19 protein-coding genes, 1 tRNA gene and 1 riboswitch are annotated in these 23,314 nt (G+C 66.1%); of the genes, 10 read left to right on the top strand and 10 right to left on the bottom strand.

From position 1 onward, the window contains the following. Positions 1-7 precede the first annotated feature (7 nt). Positions 8-2,860, top strand: a complete 2,853-nt coding sequence (gene uvrA / locus JHW40_RS07135) for an excinuclease ABC subunit UvrA (RefSeq protein ID WP_090613172.1) — start codon at positions 8-10, stop codon at positions 2,858-2,860. Then, complete coding sequence (locus tag JHW40_RS07130) at positions 2,857-3,237, top strand: DUF4260 domain-containing protein (RefSeq protein WP_090613175.1); 381 nt, start codon at positions 2,857-2,859, stop codon at positions 3,235-3,237. The genes uvrA and JHW40_RS07130 overlap by 4 nt, the downstream gene beginning before the upstream one ends. A gap of 79 nt (positions 3,238-3,316) precedes the next feature. Here the strand turns inward: JHW40_RS07130 and JHW40_RS07125 are convergent, their stop codons facing one another. Both JHW40_RS07125 and JHW40_RS07120 read right to left on the bottom strand, forming a co-directional pair. Then, positions 3,317-3,712 carry a hypothetical protein gene (locus JHW40_RS07125; protein WP_090613177.1) on the bottom strand — a complete coding sequence of 132 codons (396 nt, stop codon included), beginning with the start codon at positions 3,710-3,712 and terminating at the stop codon, positions 3,317-3,319. Then, positions 3,705-4,316, bottom strand: a complete 612-nt coding sequence (locus JHW40_RS07120) for a DUF5671 domain-containing protein (protein ID WP_090613180.1) — start codon at positions 4,314-4,316, stop codon at positions 3,705-3,707. The genes JHW40_RS07125 and JHW40_RS07120 overlap by 8 nt, the downstream gene beginning before the upstream one ends. Positions 4,317-4,476: 160 nt before the next feature. Here JHW40_RS07120 and JHW40_RS07115 point away from each other — a divergent pair. Further along, positions 4,477-4,551 (top strand) — tRNA-Gly (locus JHW40_RS07115). Between the two features lie 81 nt (positions 4,552-4,632). On the opposite strand, the gene JHW40_RS07110 is transcribed toward JHW40_RS07115, so the two are convergent. The 5 genes from JHW40_RS07110 to JHW40_RS07090 form a co-directional block, all read right to left on the bottom strand. Continuing rightward, on the bottom strand, positions 4,633-5,376 hold the full coding sequence (locus tag JHW40_RS07110) for an ABC transporter ATP-binding protein (RefSeq protein ID WP_090613229.1): 744 nt from the start codon (positions 5,374-5,376) through the stop codon (positions 4,633-4,635). 5 nt (positions 5,377-5,381) lie between these two features. Next, positions 5,382-6,389 carry a FecCD family ABC transporter permease gene (locus JHW40_RS07105; protein ID WP_090613181.1) on the bottom strand — a complete coding sequence of 336 codons (1,008 nt, stop codon included), beginning with the start codon at positions 6,387-6,389 and terminating at the stop codon, positions 5,382-5,384. After that, on the bottom strand, positions 6,386-7,219 hold the full coding sequence (locus JHW40_RS07100; protein WP_090613183.1) for an ABC transporter substrate-binding protein: 834 nt from the start codon (positions 7,217-7,219) through the stop codon (positions 6,386-6,388). The genes JHW40_RS07105 and JHW40_RS07100 overlap by 4 nt, the downstream gene beginning before the upstream one ends. Then, positions 7,213-9,138: a TonB-dependent receptor plug domain-containing protein gene (locus JHW40_RS07095; protein WP_090613186.1), complete on the bottom strand. Its 1,926-nt coding sequence runs from the start codon at positions 9,136-9,138 to the stop codon at positions 7,213-7,215. The genes JHW40_RS07100 and JHW40_RS07095 overlap by 7 nt, the downstream gene beginning before the upstream one ends. 135 nt (positions 9,139-9,273) lie before the next feature. Continuing rightward, positions 9,274-9,486: riboswitch (cobalamin riboswitch) on the bottom strand. A gap of 63 nt (positions 9,487-9,549) precedes the next feature. Further along, a complete protein-coding gene (locus tag JHW40_RS07090; protein WP_090613188.1) occupies positions 9,550-10,023 on the bottom strand; it encodes an Lrp/AsnC family transcriptional regulator in 474 nt (157 codons plus the stop codon). A 242-nt stretch (positions 10,024-10,265) separates the two neighbouring features. Between JHW40_RS07090 and JHW40_RS07085 the strand changes: the two genes are divergently transcribed. The 7 genes from JHW40_RS07085 (at position 10,266) to opgC (ending at position 20,632) form a co-directional block, all read left to right on the top strand. Then, entirely contained in the window at positions 10,266-11,480 is a 1,215-nt protein-coding gene (locus tag JHW40_RS07085; RefSeq protein ID WP_090613191.1) for a 3-deoxy-D-manno-octulosonic acid transferase, read from the top strand. A 14-nt stretch (positions 11,481-11,494) separates the two neighbouring features. After that, positions 11,495-11,905, top strand: coding sequence for a DUF1178 family protein (locus tag JHW40_RS07080; protein WP_090613193.1), 411 nt, complete (start codon positions 11,495-11,497; stop codon positions 11,903-11,905). A 236-nt stretch (positions 11,906-12,141) separates the two neighbouring features. Continuing rightward, positions 12,142-13,398: an aspartate kinase gene (locus JHW40_RS07075; protein WP_090613196.1), complete on the top strand. Its 1,257-nt coding sequence runs from the start codon at positions 12,142-12,144 to the stop codon at positions 13,396-13,398. A 75-nt stretch (positions 13,399-13,473) separates the two neighbouring features. Next, positions 13,474-15,717: a phosphoenolpyruvate--protein phosphotransferase gene (ptsP, locus tag JHW40_RS07070; protein WP_090613198.1), complete on the top strand. Its 2,244-nt coding sequence runs from the start codon at positions 13,474-13,476 to the stop codon at positions 15,715-15,717. Between the two features lie 132 nt (positions 15,718-15,849). Then, positions 15,850-17,415 (top strand): OpgD/OpgG family glucan biosynthesis protein, encoded by a 1,566-nt coding sequence (locus tag JHW40_RS07065; protein ID WP_090613200.1) that lies wholly within the window; start codon positions 15,850-15,852, stop codon positions 17,413-17,415. After that, the gene (gene mdoH / locus JHW40_RS07060) at positions 17,412-19,493 is read left to right on the top strand and encodes a glucans biosynthesis glucosyltransferase MdoH (protein WP_090613203.1); all 2,082 of its coding nucleotides are present in this window, start codon (positions 17,412-17,414) and stop codon (positions 19,491-19,493) included. The genes JHW40_RS07065 and mdoH overlap by 4 nt, the downstream gene beginning before the upstream one ends. Beyond that, on the top strand, positions 19,490-20,632 hold the full coding sequence (opgC, locus tag JHW40_RS07055; RefSeq protein WP_090613205.1) for an OpgC domain-containing protein: 1,143 nt from the start codon (positions 19,490-19,492) through the stop codon (positions 20,630-20,632). The genes mdoH and opgC overlap by 4 nt, the downstream gene beginning before the upstream one ends. 53 nt (positions 20,633-20,685) lie before the next feature. Here opgC and acs read toward each other — a convergent pair whose 3' ends face one another. The 3 genes from acs to JHW40_RS07040 form a co-directional block, all read right to left on the bottom strand. Continuing rightward, positions 20,686-22,641: an acetate--CoA ligase gene (gene acs / locus JHW40_RS07050; RefSeq protein WP_272849084.1), complete on the bottom strand. Its 1,956-nt coding sequence runs from the start codon at positions 22,639-22,641 to the stop codon at positions 20,686-20,688. A gap of 101 nt (positions 22,642-22,742) precedes the next feature. Beyond that, on the bottom strand, positions 22,743-23,135 hold the full coding sequence (locus JHW40_RS07045; protein WP_090610755.1) for a CBS domain-containing protein: 393 nt from the start codon (positions 23,133-23,135) through the stop codon (positions 22,743-22,745). Continuing rightward, positions 23,132-23,299, bottom strand: a complete 168-nt coding sequence (locus tag JHW40_RS07040; RefSeq protein WP_170851742.1) for a hypothetical protein — start codon at positions 23,297-23,299, stop codon at positions 23,132-23,134. The genes JHW40_RS07045 and JHW40_RS07040 overlap by 4 nt, the downstream gene beginning before the upstream one ends. Positions 23,300-23,314 lie beyond the last annotated feature (15 nt).

Here is a 23,314-nt window from a genome sequence, read left to right as displayed (position 1 = left end):
TACGCCCATGGAGCAGAAGTTCATCGAGGTGCGCGGCGCGCGCGAACACAATCTGAAAGGCGTGGACATGGACATTCCGCGCGACCGGCTGGTGGTCATCACCGGCCTGTCGGGCAGCGGCAAATCCAGCCTTGCCTTCGACACGATCTATGCCGAGGGGCAGCGCCGCTATGTCGAAAGTCTGTCGGCCTATGCGCGGCAGTTCCTCGACATGATGGGCAAGCCGGATGTGGACCACATCAGCGGCCTCTCCCCGGCGATCAGCATCGAGCAGAAGACGACCTCGAAGAACCCCCGCTCGACCGTCGGAACGGTCACGGAAATCTACGACTATCTGCGGCTCTTGTTCGCCCGCGCCGGCACGCCATATTCCCCCGCCACCGGCCTGCCGATCGAGGCGCAGCAGGTGCAGGACATGGTGGACCGGATCATGGCGATGGAGGACGGCACGCGGGCCTATCTGCTGGCCCCCATCGTTCGCGACCGCAAGGGTGAGTACAAGAAAGAGTTCCTTGAGCTGCGCAAGCAGGGCTTTCAGCGGGTCAAGGTGAACGGGCAGTTTCACGAGCTGGACGAGCCACCGGTGCTGGACAAGAAATTCCGCCACAATATCGACGTGGTGGTGGACCGGATCGTCGTGCGCGAGGGGCTGGAGACGCGGCTGGCCGATTCGCTGCGCACCGCGCTGGATCTGGCCGATGGCATCGCCGTGCTGGAAACCGCCACCGATGAACCTGAGCGGATCACGTTTTCGGAAAACTTCGCCTGCCCGGTCAGCGGCTTTACCATCCCCGAGATCGAGCCACGGCTGTTTTCCTTCAACGCCCCCTATGGTGCCTGCCCGGTCTGCGACGGGCTGGGGATGGAGCTGTTCTTCGACGAACGCCTTGTCGTTCCCGACGCCGCGCTGTCGGTGGACAAGGGTGCCATCGCGCCCTGGGCCAAGTCGAAATCCGCCTATCTTACCCAGACCGTCAATGCGTTGGCGAAACATTACGGTTTCGACAAGAAAACCCCGTGGAAGGACCTGCCCGAGGCGGTGCAGCAGATGTTCCTGCGCGGCTCTGGCAAGGAGGAAATCCAGTTCCGTTTCGACGATGCGGGCCGGGTTTATCAGATCGCCCGCGTGTTCGAGGGCGTGATCCCCAACATGGAACGCCGTCTGCGCGAAAGCGACAGCAACTGGGTGCGCGAGGAATTCGAGCGGTATCAGAACAACCGCCCCTGCGGCGCCTGCGCGGGCTATCGCCTGAAGCCCGAGGCGCTGGCGGTCAAAATCGCCGGCAACCATATCGGTCAGGTGGTCGAGCTGTCGATCCGCGAGGCCCTGGCATGGGTCGAGGCCGCCCCCGCCAGCCTGTCGAAACAGAAGAACGAGATTGCCACCGCGATCCTCAAGGAAATCCGCGAAAGGCTTGGCTTCCTTGTGAATGTCGGGCTGGACTATCTGACGCTGTCGCGCGCGGCGGGCACGCTGTCGGGCGGCGAAAGCCAACGTATCCGGCTGGCCAGCCAGATCGGCTCGGGCCTGACCGGGGTGCTGTATGTGCTGGATGAGCCCTCCATCGGGCTGCATCAGCGCGACAATGACCGGCTGCTGGATACGCTGAAGGGGCTGCGCGATCAGGGTAACTCGGTCATCGTCGTCGAACATGACGAGGATGCGATCCGCCATGCCGATTATGTCTTTGACATGGGCCCCGGCGCGGGCGTGCATGGCGGCAACGTGGTCAGCCACGGCACCCCCGACCAGATCGCCGCCGACCCGGCCAGCCTGACCGGACAATACCTGTCGGGCACCCGCGAAATCGCCGTGCCGGTGGAACGCCGCAAGGGCAACGGCAAGAAGGTGACCGTCGTCGGCGCGACCGGCAACAACCTCAAGGACGTGACCGCCGAATTCCCGTTGGGCAAATTCGTCTGCGTCACCGGCGTGTCCGGCGGCGGAAAATCCACCCTGACCATAGAAACCCTGTTCAAGACCGCCAGCCTGCGGTTGAACGGCGCCCGCCAGACCCCCGCCCCCTGCCAGACGATCAAGGGGCTGGAACATCTGGACAAGGTGATCGACATCGACCAGCGCCCCATCGGCCGCACGCCCCGGTCGAACCCGGCCACCTATACCGGCGCCTATACGCCGATCCGCGACTGGTATGCCGGGCTGCCAGAATCCAAGGCGCGCGGCTACAAGCCCGGCCGGTTCAGCTTCAACGTCAAGGGTGGCCGCTGCGAGGCCTGTCAGGGCGACGGCGTCATCAAGATCGAGATGCACTTCCTGCCCGATGTCTATGTCGAATGCGAGACCTGCAAGGGCAGACGCTATAACCGCGAGACGCTGGAAATCCTGTTCAAGGGCAAAAGCATCGCCGATGTTCTGGACATGACGGTCGAGGACGCGCAGCAATTCTTTACCGCCGTTCCCGCGATCCGCGAAAAGATGGATGCGCTGGTGCAGGTGGGCCTTGGCTATGTGAAGGTCGGTCAGCAGGCGACGACCCTGTCGGGCGGCGAGGCGCAGCGGGTCAAGCTGTCCAAGGAACTGTCGCGCAGGTCCACCGGCCGCACACTCTATATCCTCGATGAACCCACGACGGGCCTGCATTTCGAGGATGTGCGCAAGCTGCTGGAAGTGCTGCATCATCTGGTGGACGAGGGCAACACGGTGGTGGTGATCGAGCACAACCTCGATGTCATCAAGACCGCCGACTGGATCATCGACATCGGCCCCGAAGGCGGCGACGGCGGCGGGCGCATCATCGCCACCGGCACCCCCGAACAGGTCGCCCAGTCCGAGGAAAGCCATACCGGGCGCTATCTCGCCCAGATGTTGAAACCCGCCCGCATCCGCGCCGCCGAATGAACACCGTCGCGTGGCAACGGGTCGAGGGCGCGGCGTTGGCCATCACTGCCCTTGCGCTGGCCGGCGCCGTATCACCGGGCTGGCCGCTTTGGCTGTGGCCGGTTCTGCTGCTGGCGCCCGATCTGGCGATGCTGGGCTATCTGGCCGGGCCGCGAATCGGCGCGGCGCTGTATAATCTGGCGCATCTCTATGCCTGGGGGCTGTTTCTGGCCCTGATCGGGCTGCTGGCGGGGATGCCCGCGCTGATCGCAGCAGGTGCCGTCTGGATCACCCATGTCGGCGCGGATCGCGCCTTGGGCTACGGGCTGAAAGAGTCCAGTGGCTTTCACGACACCCACCTGGGCCGGATCGGGCGCGACCCTCCTCGCACTCCTTGAAAATACCTTGGGGGGAGTCCTCTGCAAGAGGGCGGGGGGCAAAGCCCCCCCTTTCCGACACCGATTTCGTCAGTCCCCGCTATTCCCCCGCGCGCAACTCGATGACGACGCAGCCATCCCGCCATTCGCCCAGACCGGGGTAACGCTCTCTCTCCTGCTCGAACGCCGCGCAAAGCCGCAGGTGACGCGGGTCCAGCACCTCGACCTGATAGGGCGCATCGCTGAAAGGGTCCTGCATCCGGGGCGCGTCGGGACACAGGGCGGTGGCCGACAGATCGCCATCCACGCGCGATTCGGCATTGGCAAGGCAATGGGCCTGCCGCGACATGGCGGCGATGTCAGACATTCTGGTCTGGTCGCGCCGCTCGGCCCGGCCCTGCATCGGGCCTCCGGTCACCGCTAGCCCGGCGATGATGGTGCCGGCCGCCAGCGCGACGATGGCCCAGACGGCGGGGTTCTTTCGCTGCTCAGCCATCCAGATCCCCGCGATAATAGGCCAGCACCAGCCCGCCCATTACGGCGACCAGCAGCGCCTTGAGCGCAAAGCGCAGCGTCATGTCGCCGGTCAGCGCGGCATAGAGCGTCGCCACCAGATCGCCCAGCAGCACCAGCGCCGAGATCAGCAGCGCGGCCGAGGCGAACCAGCGCCGCACCAGCGACCGCCTCTGGCCGGGATCGCCCCCCGAGGCACGCGCCACCCGCCGATCCAGCAGCACGAAAACCGGCAGGAAGGCCAGCAGCGCGGCAATGGCCCATCGCATCCGGCCGACCGGAGGCATGGAGTCGTCCAGATAGGGCAGCAGCGATTCGATCACGCCAAAGCCCAGCTGCACGATATGCCAGGACAGGATCACCAACGAGACGAACAGCAGCCCGTAGATCACCGCGTCGCGGGCGGAAACCGTCGCACGCGGGCGCGGCACCGGCGGCAGTCCTGCTGCGGAATCGCCCCAGCCGTCCAGCGCATCGCGGATCTCGGCCCCCGACCAGCCCGCATCGCTCAGCGCCCTGGCGATGGCGTCGCGGCTTTGGCCCGCTTGCAGGGATTGCCTGACGAACCGGGCAAGATGATCGGCCATGCGCCTTGTCCTTACCTTTTGCGGGGCCAAGGCTGGGCAGCCGCTCCGCCCATGTCAAGCGGATGAAAAAAATCGCCGCAAAGCCGCTTTTACCCCTTGCACCCCCCGGCGCAGTCCCATAAATCACCGCTCACCGAAGGCGATGCTTTCGGGACAGGATGCGGGCGTAGCTCAGGGGTAGAGCATAACCTTGCCAAGGTTAGGGTCGTGAGTTCGAATCTCATCGCCCGCTCCAAACAACCAAAAGGCCGGACCTTCGCGGGTTCGGCCTTTTGGTTTTTCGGCGGCGGCTTTGTGGCGTCGCGGGATCCGGGTCTCAGGTCATCGTATCAAGCGGCTGGAACAGCAGGCCGTCCGCACCCTGCGACAGATGCGCCCTGATGCCAAAGACGCAGGCCAGGTTATCCGCCGTCAGCACCTGTTCGGGCGACCCGTCGGCAGCGATCCGCCCCTGATGCAGCATCACCAGCCGGGTGCAGTGCCGCGCCGCCAGCCCCAGATCGTGCAACGAGGCCAGCACCGCGCCACCCTGCCCTGCCAGCCCCGCAAACAGCCGCATCACCTGTATCTGGGCCGCCGGGTCCAGCCCGGCGATCGGCTCATCCGCCAGCAGCAGCGGGGTTTCCTGCGCCAGCGCCCGCGCGATCAGCACCCGCGCCTGTTCGCCCCCCGACAGCCGGGTTGCGGGGCGGTGACGCAGGGGCTCCAGTTGCAGCGCGGCGATGGCGCGTTCGATGGCGGCGCGGTCGGCATCCCCCGCCGCGCCGGGATGGGCGATGCGGCCAAGCGCCACCAGCGCCTCGACCGGCATCGGCCAGGCAATGTCGCGCCCTTGCGGCATGAAGGCCACCGCCCGCGCCCGCAGTGCCTGCCCCATCGCCACCAGCGAGGAATGCCCGGTCGCGGGCAGCAACCCCAATGCCCCGCGCAGCAGCGTCGTCTTGCCCGCGCCATTCGGCCCCAGCAGACCGACGAATTCACCGGCCCCGATGCGCAGATCGACGCCCTCGATCACCGCGCGGCCATTGCGGCGCACGGACAGCCCGGACAGGTCCAGCAAGATGCTCACAGCCCCTGCCTCCGTGTCTTGAGGATCAGGTGCAGAAAGAACGGCGCGCCGATCAGCGCGGTCAGCACCCCCAGTTTCAGATCGCGGCCCGGCAGGATCAGCCGCACGGCGATATCGGCGGCCAGCACCATCGCCGCCCCGCCAAGCGCCGAGGCCGGGATCAGCCGCGCCGGGCTGGCCCCGACCAGAGGCCGCAGCAGATGCGGCACCACCAGCCCGACAAAGCCGATGGCCCCCGCGACCGCCGTCGCCGCCCCGATCAGCGCCGCGACACCCGCGACGATGCCCAACCGCAGCCGCCCCAGCCGGATGCCCAGACTGGCCGCCGCATCCTCGCCCAGTGTCAGCGCGTCCAGCGCCCGTCCGACACCGGTCAGCAGCACCAGCCCCAGCACCATCAGCGGCGCCGCCGTCCAGACATGCAGCATCGAGCGATCCGCCAGCGAGCCCATCATCCAGAACACGATCTCATTGGCGGCAAAGGGGTTGGGCGACAGGTTCAGCACCAGCGAGGTGCCCGCCCCGGCCAGCGCCGAAATCGCGATCCCCGCCAGAATCAGCACCAGCGTTCCCCCACGCGGCCCGGCCAGCAGCAGGATCAGCAGGACCGAGACCAGCGCCCCCGCCAGCGCCGCCAGCGGCAGGCCCGGCGCCCATGCCGCCGCCAGTCCGGTATGGATGGCCAGCACCGCCCCCAGCGCGGCCGAGGCCGATGTGCCGATCAGCCCCGGCTCGGCCAGCGGGTTGCGCAGGAACCCCTGCAACACCGCCCCCGACAGCCCCAGCGCCGCGCCGACCATCACCGCCAGCAGCGCGCGCGGCAAGCGGACCTCTTGCATGACCAGAACCAGCATCGGATCGCCCTGCCCCAGCAACGCAGGCAGCGCCAGACGCGCAGACAGGCCCGACGGCCCGATCAGCAGGGACGCCAGACACAGCGCCGCGACCAGAACCGCCAGCGCCGCCAGCAGCAGATGATTGCGCCCCTGCGCGCGCCTGGTCATTGCCCGCCCACCAGTGCCGCCCGCGCCCGGGCCAGGGTCTCGATGGCGCGCAGCACATGCGGAGTGCCGCAGATCCAGTCGCGGTCGCTGACGGTTTCCACCGGGCTTTGCGCCATGACCTGCCGCAGGGCGGGATGGTCATAGATCTCTTCGGCGCGCGACGCGCCATGATTGCGGCTGTCCAGCACCACCAGATCGGGGTCGGCCAGCACCAGCAATTCCAGCGGCAGGAAGCCGCCAAAGGGGATGCCCGCATCGGCGGCGATATTGCGAAAGCCTGCCGTCAGCAGGATCTGCCCCGCCAGACTGGAATCGCCGGAACTGTAACCATTCGCGGAATAAAGCGCGGCGCTGGGGTCCTTTCCCTCGGCATCGCCCAGCCGCGCCAGATCGGCGTCGAATCCTTGGATGATCCGCTGCGCCTCGGCCTCTCGGCCCAGCACCTGCCCCATCCGGCGGATGCCGTGGCGCAGCCCGTCAAGGTCGCTCACGATGTCGAACTCCTCGACAGGCACCTCCAGCCGCCGCAACATATCCACCGCCGTCCGCGAGGTATAGCGCCCCGCCAGCACCAGATCGGGCTGCATCAGAAACACCTCTTCGGCCAGCCCGTGATTGACCTCATAGCCCGCCGCCTCGCGCGTCATGGCCGAGGCGCGCGGGTCCAGCGCCAGATGACTGACCGAGACCAACTGCCCCGGCGCGGCCAGCATCATCGCCAACTGATCGGTGCAGAGGTTCATCGACAGCACACGCTGCGGCGGCGCGGCCCCGGCACCTGCGCCAATGCCGCCCGCAAGGCAGGCGGCCAGCAGCCAGCGCCTCACCATCTGGCGGACAGCCCGACATAGGCCGTGCGGCCCTGCCCGTAATAGCCCCATGCCTCGGAATAATCCTTGTCGAACAGGTTCACCACCCGGCCCGACAGGCGGACATGGTCGGTCAGGTCATAATGGGCCGCAAGGTTGACGGTGGTGAAATCGGGAAGCTTGGTGGTGTCCGGGGCAAAGCTGCGAAACCATTCTTCATCATGATTGCCGGCGACATGACGCAACTCGGCCGTGACCGCGCCGCGACCTTGCGCAAAATCGACCCGCGCGCGCAGATGTGCCTCGTGGCGCGGCACACGGGCAAGGACACCGCCATCCTCTTTTCTCGCATCGTTATAGGTGTAATCGGCGCCAATGCGGAAATTGCCGGTCACCTGCATGTCGGCGGTCAGCTCAAAACCCTTGCGGGTGCTGGTGCCGTCGATATTGACCGAGGTTTCGCCGGTGCCAATAATCATGTCCTCGACCTTGCTGGTAAAGACGGTCAGCCCAGCCTGCCCGCGCCCGTCGGCAAAACCCAGATCGGCGCCGATTTCATATCCGAGGCTGGTTTCCGGCGTCAGGTCCGGGTTGCCCTCATAACTGCCGGGGATATAACCATATTGTTCGAACATGGTCGGATTGACCGTGGCCCGGCCGATGGCAGCGCGAAGCCGCAGATCGCGCTCCGGCGCCTGCCACGCAGCGGCAAGGTTCCACGAGGTCGCGTCGCGAAAGACATCGTTCAGATCGCGCCGGATACCGGCCTGAACACTGGCGCCGTTGTCGAAACCGCCCTGATATTCCAACGCCAGCGAAGTCATGTCACGTTCGTAATCGCCGCCCGGTGCGAATGAGGCCCGATAGGTCTCGCGCCGCTTGCTGGCGGCGAAATTCAGCTTTTGCGCGGCATTGCGGGCATCATTACCGTCAATGGCCCATGTCGCACCAAGGCGAAGTTCGCGACGACGCGAAGCATCGTCGTAATCCGGCACGCCGTCCCTGAAATGATCGGTATCCTGATTCACGCCGGTCACGGTCAGCCGGTTCAGCAGCCTGCCGCCCATCGCCTCGGCCTCCAGCCAGAGCGAGCCATAGACCTCGTCCCGGTCGGCGGTCAGCGGGGCGTCGATGACGTAATCGTCGGGGTCATCCACCGGCTCCCACGCGCCGTCCTCATCATATGAGCCGGCTTGATCATAACCGTATTTCTGCCAGCTTCGGCGCAGGGTGAAACCGGTGCTGATCCCGTCGCCCAGATCGTAGGAACCATTAAGCGCCAGCGCCTCGCGGTCGTTGAAATCGCGATCGCCACCGGGGGTGCGCGAGGTGTCGTCGCCATCGGTGTGGCGGCTGGCGATGGACAAGCTGATCGCGCCGCGCTCACCCGCCGCGCGAAGATAGGCATTAGCAGCGCGAGTGCCCTGACCGCCCAGTTCTACGCCACCGCCATAGGACAGACCCGGCGCGTCGGCCCGGCGGGTGGTGATCGAGATCACGCCCGAGGCGGCGTTGGGCCCGTGAATCGAGGATTGCGGGCCGCGCAGGATCTCGATCCGCTCGATATTGTCGGTCAACATACCGCTGAAGATATAGTTCCCCTGGCCGGGGGAATTGGCCTCGACCCCGTCGATCAGCACCAGCACATGGTTGGCCTCTCCGCCCCGGATGCGGATGCCGGTCAGCGTCTCTCCGGTCGAAGTGACGGAAACGCCCGGCACGCCGCGCAGCGCATCCTGAACGGTGGCGATGCCGCGCGCCTCGATCTCGTCACCGGTCAGCACCGTATGGGCGCGACCATAGCCATCGGCGGCCACCGGGCTCATCCCGCCCGAGATCACGATCTCATCCAGCATCAGCGCACCATCCTGCGCCATCGCGGCAAAGGGCGTCAGGGCGACGGTCAGGGCGATCAGGGAACAATTGCGGTCACGAAACATGACAGGGCCTTTCCAGCGCAGGCCTGGCCTGCGGTTTGCAGATGCAGACTGCGGATCAGGCCGGGACGGCCCGCCGCGGTCACGGTGGCTGTCACCTCTGCGGAGTGGCCGCTTTCCGTGCGCGCCCCGCGCCGGAAATGGGTGAGCGCACCGGCAGGTCTCCTGGCTTGCGGATCATCGCTTTGGCCGCCTTCCCGGACTGCGTCCAGTGGCATGGAGGGCCATCGCTCACCGCTTACAGTTGCGGGGGCAGCCGCGGATTTGCACCTTTCGCCAGATGGCGAAGGGCACGCACCGGCGTTCCCTTTTCATCCGGCGCGAACCGGAACCGAAGCTGATAACGGCATGGCGCAGCCGCCCCGCCCTGTCAAGCGATCCGGTAGCTGATTGCGCCAACAGGCGCGGCCTGCCTTAGCGGTTGCGGGTATCGACCGGATAGCTGGTCGAGAACCGCATCCTCTCCATCACGAAATGCGAAGTGATGTTCTTGATCGGCACGGCATCGGTCAGGTCGCGATACAGCCGGTCGAAATCGGCCATGTCCGAGACCGAAACCCGCAGCAGGTAATCCAGCTCCCCGGCCATGCGGTAAACCTCCATGATCTCGGGCATGGTGTCGATCGCGCGCGAGAATTGCTGGCGCCATTCGCTGCTGTGATCGGGGGCCTCGACGCCGACAAAGACGGTCAGGCCAAAGCCCAGACGGGCGGGATTGGCCAAAGCGACGCGACCGGTCAGCACGCCGGTCGCCTCCAGCTTCTGGATGCGTTTCCAGCAGGGGGTCTGCGTCAGCCCCACCCGATCCGCGATCCGGGCGACAGGCATCGTCGCGTCGCGCATCAGTTCGGCGACGATCTTGCGGTCGATAAGGTCAAGCGCGGTCATCTGCGGTCGTCCTTCATGCGTGATGCGGGCCCAGGGCCCGCTTTCCTGTTCTTCAGAATGCTCTAAAATAGCGAAATGTCCACTGTCTTTATCGTGTATTGGCGATTTTTCTGCCATTTTTGTGGTTTTTCATTCTCTTACAAATGGTTATGAGAGAACCTTCTGACCGGCACAAAAGCACAGCCTTCCCAAGCCATTGTCCGACGCCCTAGATAGGCGGGCCGCCAACCGGAGTTCAGACGATGATTCACACCGCCGCCGCCCGCCTTGCCGAAACCGGCCTGCGGCTGCGCGCCATGATGGGCGGAGGCGAAACACTGCGGCAGCGGCTGGTGCTGGACGATCCGCCCCCGCAGGCGGATATCTGGGTGCATGGCGCCTCGGTCGGAGAGCTGGTTTCCGCCCGCATCATCATCGAGGCGCTGGCCGGATCGGCGCAGGTTCTGGTGACGGCCAACAGCCCGACCGGGCGCGACATGGCCGCGGGATGGGGTCTGCCTGCGCGGCTGGCGCCGCTGGATGTGCCGGGCGCGCTGGGGCGGTTTCTGGACGCCGCCCGCCCCCGTCTGGCGCTGACCGTCGAGGGCGAGTTCTGGCCGCTGCGTTCGCGCATGCTGGCGGCGCGGGGCGTGCCGCAGGCGATGATCGGGGCGCGGATCTCGGCCCGCTCGGCGGTGCGCTGGGGGCGATTGCGCGGCCTGATCGCGCCGGTTCTGGGCCGGATCGAGGCGCTGTCGGCGCAGGATGCGGGCAGCGAGGAGCGGTTGCGCGCCCTTGGCCTGCCGCAAGCCGCGATCCTGCCGCGTCTGGACCTGAAGCTGCTGGCCCCCGCCGCGATTGCGCCGCCGCCCGACGATCCGGCGCGGGACCGCGTGTGGCTGGCTGCCTCGACTCATGAGGGCGAGGACGGCGTGATCCTTGATGCCTGGCTGGCCGCGCGGCAGTCCTGCCCCGATCTGCGGCTGATCCTGGCCCCCCGCCACCCGAGACGCGGTGATGAGATCGCGACGCTGATCGCGGCGCGCGGGTTGACCGTGGCGCGGCGGTCGGGTGGGGCGGAAAGCGGGCCGGTGCTGCTGGCCGATACATTGGGCGAGATGTCGCGCTGGTATGCGGCTGCAGGCATCTGTTTCATCGGCGGCACGCTGACCGACCGGGGCGGGCACACCCCGTGGGAGCCTGCCGCATGGCGCTGCGCGATCCTGCACGGCCCCCATGTCAGCAACCATGCCGAAGGCTTTGCGGCGCTGGCGCAGGCCGGGGCCGCGCGGCAGCTTCATCCGCAGGATCTGGGCGCCACGGTGGCCCGGCTGGCCGCTGATCCGGCGCAGGCGCAGCGGATGGGACATGCCGCCCGCGCGGTGCTGGACCGGCGCGCAGGCAATCCCGCGTCCCTGATCGCGCGGCTTCGCGATCTTGCGAATACCCGCGACAGAAACGATATACAGGGGCAGTAAAGCCGAGTAGTCACATGATCCGTTACAATCTTCGCTGCGAGAATGGGCATGAGTTCGACAGCTGGTTCCGGTCCTCGGACGGGTTCGAGACGATGAGGGCTGCCGGTCAGGTCGGCTGCGCCATCTGCGGCAATGCCAAGGTGGAAAAGGCGCTGATGGCCCCTGCCGTGCCCGCCGAGCGGCCCAGCCTGACGGCCCCGCAATCGGATATCGAGACCGCGCTGGACAGGTTGCGCCAGCATGTCGAACAGAACTCGGATTATGTCGGGCTGAGCTTTGCCGACGAGGCCCGCGCCATGCATGAAGGCCGCAGCCCGGCCCGCGCCATCCATGGCGAGGCCCGTCCCGACGAGGCCCGCGCGCTGGTCGAGGACGGCGTGCCGGTCATGCCCCTGCCCTTCCGACCGCGCCAGAAGGCCAACTGAACCGGCCGCATTGGCGGGTCGGTTGCCGGGGCGCTGCCCCGTCGCGCTGCGCGCGACCCCCCGGGATATTTTCACACCAAAGATGAGGCGGGTGGTTTGGGTGTCGGGCGCGGGCGGGCCGGGCGGGGCGGCGGAAAATGGCGATGGATTTTTCCCGGGCGTCTCGCGCCCCCTTGCGGTTTTCCGCACCCGCCCATAAAAGCCCGCGGAATGAAACCCCTTGCTGGAGGCCCGCGATGCCGCTTCTGGTCATGAAATTCGGTGGAACTTCGGTGGCCGATCTGGATCGGATCCGGAACGCCGCCGCCAAGGTCCAGCGCGAGGTCGAGCGCGGCTATGACGTGATCGTCATCGTCAGCGCCATGTCCGGCAAGACCAATGAACTGGTGGGCTGGGTCGAACAGACCTCGCCCATGTTCGACGCGCGCGAATACGACGCCGTGGTCAGCTCGGGCGAGAATGTCACTGCCGGGCTGATGGCGCTGACCCTGCAGGAAATGGGCGTTCCGGCGCGCAGCTGGCAGGGCTGGCAGGTGCCGATCAACACCACCGCCAGCCATTCGGCGGCGCGGTTCGTGGACATCCCCCGCCACAATATCGACCAGAAATTCGCCGAGGGCATGAAGGTCGCGGTCATCGCGGGCTTTCAGGGTCTGTCGCATGAGGGCCGGATCACCACGCTGGGGCGTGGCGGCTCTGACACGACGGCGGTCGCATTCGCGGCGGCCTTCGGGGCGGAGCGCTGCGACATCTATACCGATGTGGACGGCATCTATACCACCGATCCGCGCATTACATCGAAGGCGCGCAAGCTGGAAAAGATCGCCTTCGAGGAAATGCTGGAACTGGCCAGTCTGGGCGCCAAGGTCCTGCAAACCCGCTCGGTCGAGCTGGCAATGCGCTATAAGGTGCGTCTGCGGGTGTTGTCCTCGTTCGAGGATACCGACGAGAATTCGGGTACGCTGGTCTGCGATGAGGATGAAATCATGGAATCGAAAGTCGTCAATGGCGTCGCCTATTCCCGCGACGAGGCCAAGATCACGCTGGTCACGGTCGAGGACCGGCCGGGCATTTCCGCCGCCATCTTCGCGCCGCTGGCCGATGCGGGCGTGAATGTGGACATGATCGTCCAGAACATTTCCGAGAAGGATTACGAGGACCACCCCGGCTCGGTAACCGACATGACCTTTTCGGTGCCGATCAACCAGGTCGATCGGGCGCGCAAGGCGATGGAACAGGCCAAGGCCGACGGCAGCATCGCCTATGACGAGCTGATTGCGGATACCGAAGTCGCCAAGGTCAGCGTCGTCGGCATCGGCATGCGCAGCCATACCGGCGTCGCCGCGCGCATGTTCAAGGCACTGGCCGATGAAAACGTCAACATCAAGGTCATCGCCACCAGCGAGATCAAGATTTCGGTGCTGATCGAGCGCAAATATATGGAACTGGCGGTTCAGGCACTGCATGATGCCTTCGGACTGGAAACGGCCTGACGCAGCCCCAGCATTGGACCGGCTGCGGTCGGAACTGCCCGGAAGGCCAAGCCGTCAACAAAGGCAGGCACCTCTATGGACCGCAAGGACAGCGATTCACGCAAGCTGCTTCGGCGGCTGAAGGCAATCCTCGGCGCGCCCGGTGACGGGCAGCACCGGCTGGACCAGATCACCCATCACATCGCCGATTCGATGGGGTCGCAGGTCTGCTCGATCTATCTGTTCCGCGATGCCGAGACGCTGGAGCTGTGCGCGACCGAGGGTCTGCGCAGCGAGGCCGTTCACAAGACCCGTCTGCGCATGGGCGAAGGGCTGGTCGGCCGTGTCGCCCGCACCGGCCGCAATGTGAACGCCGCCAACGCTCCGTCCGAGCCGGGCTTCCGCTTCATGCCCGAAACCGGCGAAGAGGTCTTTCCCAGCTTTCTGGGCGTTCCCATTCAGCGCGTCGGCGAAAAGCTGGGTGTTCTGGTGGTGCAGTCGCGCGAACCGCGGCTGTTTTCCGAGGACGAGGTTTACGGGCTGGAGGTCGTCGCCATGGTTCTGGCCGAGATGGCCGAACTGGGCGCCTTTCAGGGCAGCCAGTCCGACGGCATGCCGCTGGAGCATCGCTTTCCACTGATGATCCGCGGCGCGACCGGTCAGGAGGGCGCCGCCGAAGGTCATGTCTGGCTGCATGAATCGCGCGTCGTCGTGACCAATCCCGTGGGCGACGATCCCGACAAGGAACGCGCCCGCCTGCATGAGGGGATCGAGCGGCTGCGCAGCACCGTCGATTCCATGTTTACCGCCGTCGATATTGCTGGCGACGGCGAACATCTGGCGGTGCTGGAAACCTATCGCATGTTCGCCAATTCGCGCAGCTGGCTGAAGCGGATGGAAGAGGACATCCTGCTGGGCCTGTCGGCCGAGGCGGCGGTCGAAAAGGAACAGTCGCAGGCCCGCGCAAGGCTGGAAATGGCCGCCGATCCCTATTTGCGCGACCGGCTGCACGATCTGGACGACCTGTCCAACCGGTTGCTGCGCATCCTGACCGGACAGGGCAACGATACCGGGGCCGAGATGCCCGCCGACCCGATACTGGTCGCGCGCAATATCGGCCCGGCGGAACTGCTGGAATATGGCCGCCGCTTGAAGGGCGTGGTGCTGGAAGAGGGTTCCGTCGGCAGTCATGCCGCCATCGTCGCCCGCGCGCTGGCCATTCCGCTGGTGATCCACGCGGCGCGCATCACATCCGAGGCGCTGAACGGCGATCCGATTCTGGTCGATGGCGATCAGGGCATCGTCCATCTGCGCCCCGAGGATACCGTCGCCGTCGCCTTCCGCGACAAGATCGCCATGCAGGCCGAGGCGCAGCACCGCTATGCCAGCCTGCGCAACCTGCCCGCGACCGGCAGCTGCGGCACGACGATCCAGCTTTACATGAATGCCGGGCTGATGGCCGACCTTCCCTCGCTGGAAGGATCGGGGGCCGAGGGCGTGGGCCTGTTCCGCACCGAATTGCAGTTCCTGATCCGCAGCCATGTGCCGGGCCGGGCCGAGCTGGCGGCGCTTTACCGTCGGGTCATGGACAATGCCAAGGGCCGCCCGGTGATGTTCCGCACGCTGGATATCGGGTCCGACAAGGTGCTGCCCTATATGAAACCGCAGGACGAGCCCAACCCGGCCATGGGCTGGCGCGCGATCCGCGTCGGGCTGGACAAGCGCGGCGTGCTGCGGATGCAGTTGCAGGCGCTGATCCGCGCCGCCGTCGGGCGTCCGCTGCATGTGATGTTCCCCTTCATAGCCGATATTTCCGAATACGAGGCCGCCCATCGCATCCTGATGCAGGAAATGTCGCGCGAACAGAAACTGGGCCACGCCATGCCGACCGATATCCGTGTCGGCGCCATGCTGGAAACGCCGTCGCTGGCCTTTGCGCCCCAGCGGTTCTTCGAGATGTGCGACTTCGTGTCCATCGGTGGCAATGACCTGAAACAGTTCTTCTTTGCCGCCGACCGCGAGAACGAACGGGTGCGCCGCCGCTATGACACGCTGAGCGTGTCCTTCCTGTCGCTGCTGCGACAGATCGTCGCCCGCTGCGAAGAGGCACGCGTGCCGCTGTCCTTCTGCGGCGAGGATGCCGGACGGCCGATCGAGGCGCTGACATTCGCCGCCCTGGGCATCGGACGGCTGTCGATGCGTCCGGCCTCGATCGGGCCGGTCAAGCATCTGATCCGCCGGGTTTCCATCGAAGATCTGCGAAAGGTGATCGACGATGCCGAGGCCGGGGGCTTGACCAATCTACGCGCTCCGGTCACTGAATGGCTGGCCCGCCAATAGGCGGAAACCGGCCGCAAACACAGGAACGGCTGGCCCCGGGAACCTGATGCCGCGACAAGGCGTTAGCCAACAACTTGCCGGTCTGGGCCAGGCCATTTATCATAAACGGGTTTTTGCCATCCAATTCCGGTCATGAAGCGACGTCATTTTCTCAACGCAGCCACCGTGCTGGCCGCAGGCGGCCATGTCCTGGCCTCGCGCGCCGAGGCGCAGGGCGCCTCTGGCGCAGAACCGCAGACGTTCGGCCCCGAAATGCCGGACGCAAAACCGTTCGGCTTCGACCATGTCGCAGAGCTGGCGGCAGAGCGTGCCGCGCAGGACTATGTCCAGCCGGTGTCGGAACTGGTCGGCAGTTTCGCCGATCTGAGTTACGACAGGTATCGCGGCATCCGCTTCCGACGCGACCGCGATCCGTGGGGCAATCACGACAAGTTCCGGCTGGACCTTCTGGGCCCCGGCGCGATCTTCAACGAGCCGGTCCGGATCAATGTCGTGCGCGAGGGCGTGGCCACGCCCATCGGCTTTGACCCGGCGATGCTGGATTTCGATCCCTCGCAATTTCCCGACGGCGCCGATCTGGCAACGGTGGGTGACATGGGCTGGTCGGGCTTTCGTTTGCGCACCGGCCTGAACCGCCCCGGCGTCATGGACGAATTTCTGGTGTTTCAGGGCGCCAGCTATTTCCGCGCCGTGGCGCGTGGCACCATCTATGGCCTGTCGGCGCGGGGTCTGGCGATCCGTACCGGCAGCCCCGATGGCGAGGAATTTCCCCTGTTCACCGATTTCTGGCTGCACGAACCGGCCGAAGGGCAGGACTGGATCCGGGTCCATGCAGTCCTCGACAGCCGCTCGGTCACCGGGGCCTATCAGTTCGACATCACGCCGGGCGCACAGACGTTGATCCGCACCCGCATGGCGCTGTTTCCGCGCGTCGATCTGGCGGGGGTGGGTATCGCGCCGCTGACCTCGATGTTCTGGTTCGGACCGAACAGCCGACGCAATGTCGATGACTATCGCCCCGCCGTCCATGACAGCGACGGCTTGCAGATGCGCACCGGCACCGGCATGGCGCTGTGGCGCAGCCTGGCCTCGCACCGTGCATTGCAGATCGCGTCCTTCGTGGATCGCGATCCGCAGGGCTTCGGGCTGACACAACGCTCGCGCGAATTCTCGACCTATCAGGATGCCGAGGCGCTGTATAACCTGCGCCCCTCGGGCTGGGTCGAGCCGGAAGGCAACTGGGGCCCGGGCGAGGTGCGCCTGATCGAGATCCCGGTCGAAAACGAGTTCAACGACAATATCGTCAGCTATTGGCAGCCCAAAGAGGCGCTGTCGGCGGGCAACCGGCACGAGTTCCGCTATCGCCTGACCTTTTCCGAGTTGCCGCCCGTCGATGCGCCGCTGGCCGAGATCCGCCAGACGCGGGCGGGCCGGTCGATCAACAACAGCAATGCCCGCAGCTTCATCATCGACTATGATCTGCGGCTGTTCACCGAGACCCTGCCCGAGATTCAGGTCAGCTGTTCCGCCGGGCAGATCCTGCATGCCTATCTGAAGCGACTGCCGAAAGAGGACGTGCTGCGCCTTGCCTTCGAGTTCCAGCCGGGCGACGCGCAACTGGCCGACCTTCAGGCAAGCCTGCGCAACAAGGACGGTCTGCCCCTCAGCGAAAGCTGGATGACCCGTTGGACCGCATGACGGGACCGGTCAGCGACCTGCCCGCGCTGCCGCCCGAGGCCCCGCTGGAAATGCCCGAGCAGGATTTCGGCACCCGGCCCGACCGCGCATGGCCCCGGCGCTTTGAACGGCCCGGCACATGGATGGCGCGGCTGATCGCCTTTGGCGGCACCGCGACGGCGGCATGGATCGGCTTTCAGCAGATGCTGATCACCTTCGGCGACAATCCGACGCCGATGCAGATCGCCCTGCTGGTCCTGTTCGTGCCGACCTTCGCCTGGGTGGGCTTTTCCTTCTTTGCCACGCTGGCCGGGCTGTTCGCCGCCCGCCACCGCACCCCCGAGGGGCCGGGTCAGGCGCGGCTGGTCGTCGTCATGCCGATCTATCACGAGGACCCTTCCGTCTCGATGGGGCTGCTGACGGCAATGGCGAAAGAGATCGCGACCGAAGGCATGGCCGACCGGGCCGAGATCTTCGTGCTGTCCGACAGCCGCGACCCCGCCGTCGCCATCGCCGAAACGCAGGCGATCGCCGCGGCACGCGAATTGTCGCCGCTGCCGATCTGGTATCGCCGGCGCGAAAACAACATCGACCGCAAGACCGGCAATATCTCGGAATTCATCCGCCGATGGGGCGGGCGCTATGACCAGATGGTGGTGCTGGACGCCGACAGCATCATGAGCGGCCAGACCATCCGCGAATTGTCGCTGCGGATGGAGGCCGACCCGCAACTCGCGTTGATCCAGACCATGCCGATGCTGGTGGGCGGCGAGACGATCTTTGCCCGGCTGACGCAATTCGCGGGCCGGGTCTATGGCCCGCTGATCGCGCGGGGGGTGGCTGCGTGGTCGGGCAATGTCGGCAATTTCTGGGGCCACAACGCCATCATCCGCATCACCGCATTCGCCCAAAGCTGCGGGCTGCCCCGCCTGCCGGGCAAGCCGCCCTTCGGCGGCACCATCCTCAGCCATGATTTCGTCGAGGCGGCGGCGCTGTGCCGCGCGGGCTGGAAGGTGCGGCTGGATCACGACCTTCGCGGCAGCTATGAGGGCTGCCCGCCCACGCTGCTGGACATGGCCGCCCGCGAACGCCGTTGGGCGCAGGGCAACCTGCAACACAGCCGCCTGTTCGGGATGCGCGGGATGCGCGCCATCAGCCGGGTGCATTTCGTCATCGGCATCATGGGCTTTCTGATGAGCCCGATCTGGCTGGCGCTGATCCTTGTCGGTCTGGTCCTGTCGGCAACCGTGCTGCTGTCCACGCCGGAATATTTCCCCAGCGCCTATCAGCTGTTCCCGACATGGCCGGTGTTTGATTCCCGCCGGATGCTGTGGCTGTTCATCGCCGCGATGGGCCTTTTGCTGCTGCCCAAGCTGTTCGGCACGCTGCGCTCGTGGTGGCGGCCCCTGTCGCGCAATTCCGGCGGGCGGGTGCGCATCTTCGCCTCGTCCCTGTTCGAGATCCTGCTGTCGGCCCTGATCGCGCCGGTGCAGATGCTGACCCAGACCCGGCAGATCTATGAGATCCTGCGCGGACGCGACAGCGGCTGGGCCGCGCAGGTCCGCGCCGGGTCGATGCCCGACTGGGCTGTGGTCGTCAGCCGCCATTGGGTGCATGTCGCGCTGGGGGCGCTGACGCTGGCCGTTCTGGCGTTCTTTTCGCCCTGGCAACTGGTCTGGCTGTCGCCGATCCTTGCCGGGCTGATCCTGTCGCCGCTGACCTCTCGCTTTTCGGCCAGCCCGGTCTTTGGGCGTTGGGCGCGGATCCGGGGCCTGCTGGTCACGCCCGAGGAACGCGCGCCCCCGCATGTCGTCTCGGACGCCGCCGCCATTGCCCGCACCCTGCCCCGCATCGCCCTCGACGACAGCACGCTGCTGCTGCTGGGCCGCGACCGGCATCTGATGGCGCGCCATATCGCCATGCTGCCCGCGCCCAAAAACGGACCCGCGGCCGAACGCCTGACCCGGATCACCGCGGGCGCCAAGATCGCCCATGCGAAGGACCAGCACGAGGCACTGAGCTTTCTGGACAAGGCCGAGACCGACGCGCTGATCGCCGATCCCGACCTGCTGCGGCAATGGAGCGGATTGCCCCAATGAAACGAATCGTCGCACTGGACATGCTGCGCGGCTATGCGCTGGTCTGCATCATGATCGACCATATGCCGAAATCGCCCTTGCGCCGGGCGACATTGGCCAATTTCTCGATCTTCGACGCGGCAGAGCTGTTCGTGCTGCTGTCGGGTTTCCTTGTCGGGCTGGTCTGGCTGGCGGTCGCGCGCGATGGCGGCACCCGCGTTGCACAGTGGCGCTTTGCCCGCCGCTCTTTCGAGGTGTGGCGCGCGCTGGTCATCGGCGGCTTTGTCATGGCGCTGCTGTCGGCGGCGCTGTTCGCGCTGGACATGAACCACACCGCCATCTGGTTCCAGTATTCGCGCTGGGTTCTGGAAAACCCCCTTGGCTATCTGGGGGTGCTGATGACGATGTGGTTGCAGCCGAACCTGCTGGACGTGCTGGCGGTCTATGTCGTGCTGCTGGCCTGCGTGCCGCTGGTGGTGCCGCTGCTGCAACGCTGGCCGTTCAGCTTTGCCGCCGCCTCGCTGGTGCTGTGGTGGTTCGCGCCGATCCTGAACGGGCTGATCCCGAACCACCGCTCGACCGGGCTGCTGTTCAACCCGTTCGGCTGGCAGCTGCTGTTCTTCAGCGGCGTCGCCATGGGCCTGTTCCGCAAGGATTTCATGCCGGTGCTGCTGCGCCATGCGCGGCTGCTGACGATCCTGTCCATCGGCATGTTCGTCTTTGGCGCCACCATCGTCATCGCCTCGCGTTTCGGCGATGCCGCCCTGCCGCTGCGCCGGGCGCTGAAGGTGATCTATGGCGGTTCGATCGACAAGTGGAACCTGGACGGCACCCGCTATATGGCGATCATGGCGGCCAGCTGGCTGGTCGCGGTGCCGCTGGCCAATGTGATGGAGCGGCTGGCCATCAGCCGTCTGGGCGTCGCGTTGCAGGAAATCGGGCGCGGCGGGCTGTGGTCCTTCGTGATCTGCGTGATGCTGTCGATCATCGGCGACGCCTTCCAGATGAACCCGCCCGATCAGGATCTGTGGCGGCGACTGATGGTCGATATCTGGGTGATGGTGGCGCTGTGGTGGGCGGCGGCGATCTGGCTGACCTATGGCGCGCCGCGACAGCAGAAGACGCGACAGGCAAGACAGGCCCGGAGCGCCGGGAAATAGCCCATGCCCCCGGCCCGGACCGGCAGTCTGCCCGCCGGTCCTGTTCCCCGCGTTTATTCGCGGTTCATCCGGTTGTTGATGAGGTCGTCGACGACCTCGGGTTCGGCCAGGGTCGAGGTATCGCCGAGGCTGCCATAGTCGTTCTCGGCGATCTTGCGCAGGATCCGGCGCATGATCTTGCCCGAACGCGTCTTCGGCATCCCCGGCGCCCACTGGATCAGGTCCGGGCGCGCGATCGGGCCGATCTCGGTACGCACCCATTTCTCCAGCTCGGCGCGCAGATCCTCCGAAGGATCCACCCCGTTCATCAGCGTCACATAGGCATAGATGCCCTGACCCTTGACCGGATGCGGGTAACCCACAACCGCCGCCTCGGCCACCTTCGCATGCGCCACAAGCGCCGATTCGACCTCGGCCGTGCCCATCCGGTGGCCGGACACGTTGATCACGTCATCCACCCGCCCGGTGATCCAGTAATAGCCGTCCTCGTCGCGGCGGCAGCCGTCGCCGGTGAAGTAATAGCCGGGATATTGCTGGAAATAGGTCTCTTCGAACCGCTGGTGATCGCCCCAGATGGTGCGCATCTGGCCGGGCCAGCTGTCGGCGATGCACAGCACCCCCTCGGCCGGGTCGCCCTCGATCAGCTTCGCCGTTTCGGCCTCCAGCACCGCCGGGCGGATGCCGAAGAAGGGCAGCGTCGCCGAACCCGGCTTGGTCTCGATCGCCCCGGGCAAAGGCGTGATCAGATGGCCGCCGGTCTCGGTCTGCCACCAGGTGTCCACGATCGGGCAGCGGCCCTTGCCGATATTGCGGTCATACCAGTTCCAGGCCTCGGGGTTGATCGGCTCGCCCACCGTGCCCAGCAGGCGCAGGCTGGACAGGTCGTGGCCCTCGATGAATTCGGTGCCCTTGCCCATCAGCGTGCGGATCGCCGTCGGCGCGGTATAGAACTGCGTCACCTTGTGCTTGGCGCAGACCTGCCAGAAGCGGCCGGCATCGGGGAAGGTCGGCACGCCTTCGAACATCAGCGTGGTGGCGCCATTGGCCAGCGGGCCATAGATGATATAGCTGTGGCCGGTCACCCAGCCCACATCCGCCGTGCACCAGAAGACGTCGCCATCGTGGTAATCGAAGGTGTATTGATGCGTCATCGCGGCATAGACCAGATAGCCGCCGGTGGTATGGACCACCCCCTTCGGCTTGCCGGTGGACCCCGAGGTATAGAGGATGAACAGCGGGTCCTCGGCCCCCACCGGGCGCGGCGGGCAGTCGGGGCTGGCGGTCTCCATCAGCGCCTTCACATCGACATCGCGGCCCTCGACCCAGGTGGTCTGGTCGCCGGTATGCTTGACCACCAGGCAGCGCACCCTGTCCGAGCAATGCAGCAGCGCCGCATCGGCATTCGATTTCAGCGCCGTGCGCCGCCCGCCGCGCGGCGCGGTATCAGAGGTGATGACCAGTTTCGCGCCGCAATCATTGATCCGGTTGGCCAGCGCATCGGGCGAGAACCCCGCAAAGACAATGGAATGGATCGCCCCGATCCGGGCGCAGGCCAGCATCGCATAGGCGGCCTCGGGGATCATCGGCAGATAGATCACCACCCGGTCGCCGCGCATCACCCCCTGAGACAGCAGCACATTGGCAAAGCGGTTCACCTTGTCGGACAGCTCCGCATAGGTGATGTGCTGCGCCGGATCCTTCGGGTCGTCGGGCTCGAAGATGATCGCGGTCTGGTTGGCGCGCGCCGGCAGATGCCGGTCCACGCAGTTGACGCAGGCATTCAGCACCCCGTCGCCGTACCACTTGATGCTGACCTTGCCGAAGGTGAAATCGGTCTCTTTCACCTTGCTGTAGGGTTCGATCCAGTCCAGCCGCCGCCCCTCGCGCCCCCAGAACCCCTCGGGATCCGACATCGATTCGGCATAGAGCCGCCCATAATCCTCAGGACCAACATGCGCTGACCCAAAACCAGCAGGAATCCCGTGCTTTTCAATCCTTGAACCTGTCATCAAGCCCCCTCCTCCAGATGCAGTCCGACATATGTCCTGACCAGATAAACAGAAACCGCCGCCGGACGAAACGCCCCTGCGCGTGAAGGTCGGGAATCGCCTCAGCCCAGCCGGACCAGCGCGGCCAGCACGTCAGAGCGGCGCAGCATCCCCCGCAGATTGTCACCGTCCAGAACCGGCATGACGCGGTGGGGATGGCACAGGAACGCCTCGGCCGCCGAGATCAGGTCGGTGCCGGCAGCCAGGCTGATCACGCCGCGGCTCATATGGTCGGCGACGGTGCCTTTCCATTCCTGGTAATAGCTGGCCTGAAGCGCGGGGCGGAAGCAGTCCTTCTGCGTCAGGATCCCGCTCAGCGCGCCGCTGTCGTCGATGACCGCGGCGGCAGGGGCGCGATGTTCGACCAGCTTCGCCACGGCGCGGCGGATCGGCATGTCGGGGTCCAGCACCAGCGCATCGCCTTGCAGCAGCGCGTCGATCAGCGGGGCGCTCATCGCGGTTCCCCGGATCCGCGGTTCGGGCAGCCGTCGCAGGCGATGCCCTTCAGGCAGGCCATGCCGCCGCAGGACCCTTTCAGCGGCCCCCGCCCCGCGATCAGCCCAAGGCCAAGCCCCCCTGCCGCCAACAGGAAGATCGCCAGAACCAGCAGAATTTCCATCGCATCATCTCCTTG

The sequence above is a fragment of the Paracoccus alcaliphilus genome (genome assembly GCF_028553725.1).
GTDB lineage: Bacteria > Pseudomonadota > Alphaproteobacteria > Rhodobacterales > Rhodobacteraceae > Paracoccus > Paracoccus alcaliphilus.
This window is presented reverse-complemented; position numbering and strand designations above follow the sequence as displayed.